This window comes from Mycobacterium sp. TH-M116 (genome assembly GCF_057473685.1).
Window position 1 is genome coordinate 1 of the sequence record NZ_JBYCLC010000023.1, and the last position, 6,319, is coordinate 6,319.

Consider the following 6,319-nt stretch of genomic DNA (forward strand, 5'->3'; position numbering starts at 1 on the left):
GCGCGGTCGCTGTCGTTCGTCCATCCCGGCGACGGTCGGCGGGTGGAGTTCGTCAGCCCCTACTCGCCCGACCTGCAGCATGCGCTGGACGTGCTGCGGGCCGAAGGCTGAATCACGCGGGCTTGCGTGCCTCGACGAGGACCCGCGTGGAGTGGCTGACGAACCGCCCGTCGGCCTCGATGCGCTCGTGCAGTTCGGCCAGCCGCTCGCGGTAGCGCTGCACCGTGAAGTCCGGCACCGCCCAGATCACCTTGCGCAGGAAATAGACGACGGCCCCGACGTCGAAGAACTCGGCCCGCATCCGCTCCATCCGCATCTGGACGACCTCTAGCCCGGCGGCTTGTGCCTGCGCGCGCTGGGTGTCGGGCTGCAGCGCCGCCCATTTCTGCGGTTGGGGGCCGATGAAATACTCGACCAGCTCGGCCATGGTTGCGGGCCCGATCTGCTGCGCCAGGTAGGTGCCGCCCGGCCGCAGCACCCGTGCGATCTCGTTCCACCGCACGTCGATGGGGTGACGGCAGCTCACCAGGTCGAACGCCTCGGCGGCGAAGGGCAATCCCGGGTCGTCGCCGGTCATCACGACCACCACGCCGCGCGGATGCAAAAGCTTGGTGGCCAGGGCCGCGTTGGGCGGCCACGACTCCGTCGCAACCATCGCCGGCGGGAATTGCTCCACCCCGGCCAGCACTTCACCTCCCCCGGTGTCGAGGTCGCAGGCGGCCGACACGTGCCCCAGCCGACGGCTCAGCAGACGCTGGTAACCCCAGGACGGGCGTTCTTCGGATGCGCGTCCGTCGAGCCACGAAAAATCCCAACCGTCCACCGAGACCGATTCGGCTTCGCTCACCAGATCCTCGAAGCTGCGCGCCATGGGCGCATTCTCATCCACGCGATGTGGTCGGAGCGCGGCGGGCCGGCGGCGCGGCGCAGATCACTCGGGGCGGCAGAGGAACGTTGTGCCGTTGAACTCGAGCTTGACCTTGCCCCGGTGTTCGGCGTTTTCCGACCCGGGATATCCGGACCGCCGCAGCAACAGGACCTGGTGGTCGCCCTTCCAGTTGAGCACCGCGATCGGCGAGGCCAGTTGACCGTAGAACTGCGAGGTGAGCTGACCGAAGCCCGCCGGTTGGTAGGCCGCCAGTACGCAGTTGTGGACGTCGGTGTTGTACGCGCAACCGTCGCGGGCGACCTTCCAGTTCTTCCGCGCCGAAAGCAGCGCTGCGCGGTCCGCGCCGCGCCGGGCCAGCGCCTGGTGGTAGGCGGTCTTCGTCCGGTGGTTGAGGTCGCTCAGATGCGGGTCGGTGCAGATCAGCTGCTTGACCGCGGTCACGGGCGCGGCGCAGTCCGCGCCTGCGGAGGTGCCGGCCGCCGGATGGGCTGCGGCCACGCCGCAGACGCTCAAGACCAGGGCCGCGACGGTGGTGGGCATCAGTCTCATATCGGTCAAGTATGGCCTGTTCGACGGGTGTTTAGTGAGACACACCGGCTTGTCCACAGGTTGTTCGCAGCGTGTGTTCAGACCTTTGCCCGGCTGTTATCGGGCGGGCGATCCCGAATGGCACCCGGGCCCGGCGTCGAGGCGTCGAGGCGTCGACACGATGGGAATCTGCAGCTATCGGCATCCCTCGACCGACCGATGTCCTAGGTTGGCTCCATGACCCGCGTCACACCACCCACGCCGCACCGGCGACCTCAGGAGCGATGCTGATGAACCTCGGTGACCTCACGAATTTGGTCGAGAAGCCCCTGGCTGCCGTGTCCAGTCTGGTGAACACGCCCAACTCGGCAGGGCGCTACCGGCCGTTCTACTGGCGCAACGTGCTCGACGCGGTGCAGGGCCGCACCCTCGAGGAGGCGGTCGAGGGCAAGGTGGTGCTCATCACCGGCGGGTCGTCGGGCATCGGGGAGGCGGCCGCGAAGAGAATCGCGCAGGCGGGAGGGGTCGTGGTGCTGGTCGCCCGCACCCGCGAGAACCTCGAGAAGGTCGCCGCTGACATCCGGGCGATCGGCGGCACCGCCCACGTCTACCCGTGCGACCTCTCGGACACCGACGCGATCGCCGCGATGGCCGACCAGGTCCTCGCCGACCTGGGCGGTGTCGACGTCCTGGTCAACAACGCGGGCCGCTCGATCCGGCGCTCGCTGGCGCTGTCCTACGACCGGATCCACGACTACCAGCGGACCATGCAGCTCAACTACCTGGGCGCCGTTCAGCTCATTCTGAAGTTCATCCCCGGGATGCGGGAGCGCGGCTCGGGTCAGGTCATCAACGTGTCGTCGGTCGGCGTGCAGACGCGCGCGCCGCGCTTCGGCGCCTACATCGCCAGCAAGGCCGCGCTGGACAGCCTGTGCGACTCGCTGCAGGCCGAGACCCTCAACGACGGCGTCCGGTTCACCACGGTGCACATGGCGCTGGTGCGCACCCCGATGATCAGCCCCACCACGATGTACGAGAAGTTCCCGGCGCTGACGCCCGAACAGGCCGCGGGTGTGATCGCCGACGCGATCGTGCACCGGCCCCGGCGGGCGAGCTCGCCGTTCGGCCAGTTCGCCGCCGTCGCCGACGCGGTGAACCCGGCGGTCATGGACATGGTGCGCAGCCGCGCCTTCGGCATGTTCCGCGACTCCGCGGCCGCCAAGGGCGTCGAATCCGCCTCCGAGACAGCCGAACTGGACAAACGGAGCGAGACGTTCGTGCGGGCGACCCGCGGGATACATTGGTGACACGGGGAAGATTGGTAACACGATGAGCCTTCCGAAACCCGACAACCACACCACCGTCGTCATCACCGGCGCTTCCTCTGGCATCGGCGCCGAACTGGCGCGGGGACTGGCGCGCCGCGGCTTCCCGCTGCTGCTGGTCGCGCGACGGCGTGAGCGCCTCGACGAACTGGCCGACGAGATAGGCGAGGACTACTCCGTCGGCGTGGAGGTCCTGCCCCTGGATCTGTCCGCCCCGCGGAAGCGCGGCGAGTTGGCCGAACGGCTGCGCAGCGACCCGATCGGCGGGTTGTGCAACAGCGCCGGGTTCGGCACCAGTGGGCTGTTCCATACGCTGCCGCTCGACCGCGAGAGCGAAGAAGTCACCCTCAACGCGCTGGTGCTCATGGAGCTCACCCACGCCGCCCTGCCCGGTATGGTCGCGCGCGGCGCCGGTGCGGTGCTGAACATCGCGTCGATCGCCGGGTTCCAGCCGATTCCCTACATGGCGGTCTATGCGGCCACCAAGGCCTTCGTGCAGACTTTTTCCGAGTCCGTCCACGAGGAGTTACACGGGACCGGGGTGTCGGTCACCTGTCTGTGCCCGGGGCCGGTCCCGACCGAGTGGGCCGAGATCGCCAACGCCGAGCGCTTCAGCGTTCCGGCGGCGCAGGTCTCCCCGCGCGACGTCGCCGAGGCTGCGATCGAGGGAATGCTCGCCGGCAAGCGCAGCGTGGTGCCCGGAGTGGTTCCCAAGGCGGTCAGCATGGGCGGCAGGTTCGCGCCGCGCAGCCTGCTGCTGCCCGCACTGCGGATCGGTCAGCGCCTGCGCGGCGGCCCCGACCGCTGACATGCCGCCGAGTCCTCGGACCCGCACGACACACTTCGCGACACGCCCGAACGGCGTCGGTCCTCGGTCATAGACTGGCGTCCCTATGACCGGTTCGAACCCCCCTCACGCGAGCGTTGGTCGCGAGTCCTCCTTCGTGCACCTGCACAACCACACCGAGTACTCGATGTTGGACGGTGCCGCGAAGATCACGCCGATGCTCGCCGAGGTGGAGCGGCTGGGGATGCCCGCGGTCGGGATGACCGACCACGGAAACATGTTCGGCGCCAGCGAGTTCTACAACGCGGCCACCAAGGCCGGGATCACGCCGATCATCGGTGTCGAGGCGTATATCGCTCCCGCTTCCCGCTTCGACACCCGGCGGGTCCTGTGGGGGGACCCGGGCCAGAAGTCCGACGACGTCTCGGGCAGTGGCTCCTACACGCACCTGACGATGGTCGCCGAGAACGCCACCGGACTGCGCAACCTGTTCAGGCTGTCCTCGCTGGCCTCCTTCGAGGGCCAGCTCGGCAAGTGGTCCCGCATGGACGCCGAGCTCATCGCCGAACACGCCGAGGGCATCATCGCCACCACCGGGTGCCCGTCGGGGGAGGTGCAGACGCGCCTTCGCCTGGGTCAGGGCCGCGAGGCGCTGGAATCGGCCGCCAAGTGGCGCGAGATCTTCGGCGCGCAGAACTACTTCCTGGAGCTGATGGACCACGGGCTGTCCATCGAGCAACGGGTTCGCGAGGGTCTGCTCGAGATCGGCCGCAAGCTCGGTATCCCGCCGCTGGCCACCAACGACTGCCACTACGTCACCCGCGACGCGGCCCACAACCACGAGGCGCTGCTGTGCGTGCAGACGGGCAAGACGCTCTCGGACCCGAACCGGTTCAAGTTCGACGGCGACGGCTACTACCTGAAATCGGCCGCCGAGATGCGGCAGATCTGGGACGACGAGATACCCGGGGCGTGTGATTCCACGCTGCTGATCGCCGAGCGGGTTCAGTCGTATGCCGACGTGTGGGAGCCGCGCGACCGGATGCCGATCTTCCCGGTGCCCGAGGGCCACGATCAGGCGACCTGGCTGCACCACGAGGTGATGGCGGGACTGCGGCGGCGTTTCGGGTCCGGGGTGAGCCAGGACTACCTCGACCGCGCCGAGTACGAGATCAAGGTCATCTGCGACAAGGGCTTCCCGTCGTACTTCCTGATCGTCGCCGACCTGATCAACTACGCGCGCTCGGTCGACATCCGGGTGGGGCCGGGGCGTGGGTCGGCGGCCGGCTCGCTGGTGGCCTACGCGCTGGGCATCACCAACATCGACCCGATTCCGCACGGGCTGCTGTTCGAGCGCTTCCTCAACCCCGAGCGCCCGTCGGCACCCGACATCGACATCGACTTCGACGACCGCCGCCGTGGCGAGATGGTGCGCTACGCCGCCGACAAGTGGGGCCAGGACCGGGTCGCCCAGGTGATCACCTTCGGTACCATCAAAACCAAAGCTGCGCTCAAGGATTCGGCGCGAATTCACTACGGGCAGCCCGGGTTCGCCATCGCCGACCGGATCACCAAGGCGCTGCCGCCGCCGATCATGGCCAAGGACATCCCCCTCGCGGGGATCACCGATCCGGCCCACGAGCGCTACAAGGAGGCCGCCGAGGTCCGGGGCCTGATCGAGACCGACCCCGACGTGCGCACCATCTATCAGACCGCACGCGGCCTGGAGGGCCTGATCCGCAACGCCGGTGTGCACGCCTGCGCGGTGATCATGAGCAGCGAGCCGCTCACCGAGGCGATCCCGCTGTGGAAGCGGCCGCAGGACGGCGCCATCATCACCGGTTGGGACTACCCGTCGTGCGAGGCCATCGGCCTGCTGAAGATGGACTTCCTGGGCCTGCGCAACCTCACGATCATCGGCGACGCGATCGCGAACATCAAGGCCAACAGGGGCATCGACTTCGATCTGGAATCGCTGCCGCTGGACGACAAGCCCACCTACGAGCTGCTCGGCCGGGGCGACACGCTGGGCGTGTTCCAGCTCGACGGTGGGCCGATGCGCGACCTGCTGCGCCGCATGCAGCCCACCGAGTTCAACGACATCGTCGCCGTGCTGGCGTTGTACCGGCCGGGGCCGATGGGGATGAACGCCCACAACGACTACGCGGACCGCAAAAACGGCCGTCAGCCGATCAAACCCATCCATCCCGAACTCGAGGAACCGCTGCGCGAGATCCTCTCCGAGACCTACGGACTGATCGTCTACCAAGAGCAGATCATGTTGATCGCGCAGAAGGTGGCTTCCTACACGATGGGTAAGGCCGACGCGCTGCGCAAGGCGATGGGCAAGAAGAAGCTCGAGGTGCTCGAGGCGGAGTACCAGGGTTTCCGCGAAGGCATGGCCAACAACGGCTTCTCCGAAAAAGCCGTCAAGGCGTTGTGGGACACCATCCTTCCGTTCGCCGGATATGCGTTCAACAAGTCGCACGCCGCCGGCTACGGCCTGGTGTCGTACTGGACCGCCTACCTGAAGGCCAATTACCCGGCCGAATACATGGCCGGCCTGCTCACCTCGGTGGGCGACGACAAGGACAAGGCCGCGGTGTATCTGGCCGACTGCCGAAAGCTGGGCATCACGGTGTTGCCCCCGGACGTCAACGAGTCCCTGGTGAACTTCGCCTCGGTGGGCAAAGACATCCGCTTCGGGCTGGGCGCGGTGCGCAACGTCGGCGCCAACGTGGTCGGTTCGTTGATCAAGACCCGCGGCGAGAAGGGGAAGTTCACCGACTT

At 67.8% G+C, this 6,319-nt stretch carries 5 protein-coding genes and 1 pseudogene; 4 read left to right on the forward strand and 2 right to left on the reverse strand.

Annotated elements, in window-relative coordinates; genetic code table 11:
* A pseudogene (locus tag AC2VOK_RS00835) lies at positions 1-111 on the forward strand (RluA family pseudouridine synthase); the annotation flags it as partial.
* 1 nt (position 112) lies between these two features.
* Here the strand turns inward: AC2VOK_RS00835 and AC2VOK_RS00840 are convergent.
* Both AC2VOK_RS00840 and AC2VOK_RS00845 read right to left on the reverse strand, forming a co-directional pair.
* Positions 113-871: a methyltransferase domain-containing protein gene (locus AC2VOK_RS00840; protein ID WP_428898782.1), complete on the reverse strand. Its 759-nt coding sequence runs from the start codon at positions 869-871 to the stop codon at positions 113-115.
* A 60-nt stretch (positions 872-931) separates the two neighbouring features.
* Positions 932-1,438 (reverse strand): lysozyme inhibitor LprI family protein, encoded by a 507-nt coding sequence (locus tag AC2VOK_RS00845; protein ID WP_428898783.1) that lies wholly within the window; start codon positions 1,436-1,438, stop codon positions 932-934.
* A 269-nt stretch (positions 1,439-1,707) separates the two neighbouring features.
* Between AC2VOK_RS00845 and AC2VOK_RS00850 the strand changes: the two genes are divergently transcribed.
* The 3 genes from AC2VOK_RS00850 to dnaE all read left to right on the forward strand — a co-directional run.
* Positions 1,708-2,724, forward strand: coding sequence for an SDR family NAD(P)-dependent oxidoreductase (locus tag AC2VOK_RS00850; protein ID WP_428898784.1), 1,017 nt, complete (start codon positions 1,708-1,710; stop codon positions 2,722-2,724).
* A 22-nt stretch (positions 2,725-2,746) separates the two neighbouring features.
* On the forward strand, positions 2,747-3,550 hold the full coding sequence (locus AC2VOK_RS00855; RefSeq protein WP_428898785.1) for an SDR family NAD(P)-dependent oxidoreductase: 804 nt from the start codon (positions 2,747-2,749) through the stop codon (positions 3,548-3,550).
* A gap of 85 nt (positions 3,551-3,635) precedes the next feature.
* Positions 3,636-6,319, forward strand: a 2,684-nt coding sequence (gene dnaE, locus AC2VOK_RS00860; RefSeq protein ID WP_428898786.1) for a DNA polymerase III subunit alpha, incomplete at its 3' end; no start/stop codon positions are given.

Bases quoted from the DNA above. Each gene is read 5' to 3' on its own strand.
- AC2VOK_RS00840 (WP_428898782.1), bottom strand. From the start codon at position 871: ATGGCGCGCAGCTTCGAGGATCTGGTGAGCGAAGCCGAATCGGTCTCG.
- AC2VOK_RS00845 (WP_428898783.1), bottom strand. From the start codon at position 1,438: ATGAGACTGATGCCCACCACCGTCGCGGCCCTGGTCTTGAGCGTCTGC.
- AC2VOK_RS00850 (WP_428898784.1), top strand. From the start codon at position 1,708: ATGAACCTCGGTGACCTCACGAATTTGGTCGAGAAGCCCCTGGCTGCC.
- AC2VOK_RS00855 (WP_428898785.1), top strand. From the start codon at position 2,747: ATGAGCCTTCCGAAACCCGACAACCACACCACCGTCGTCATCACCGGC.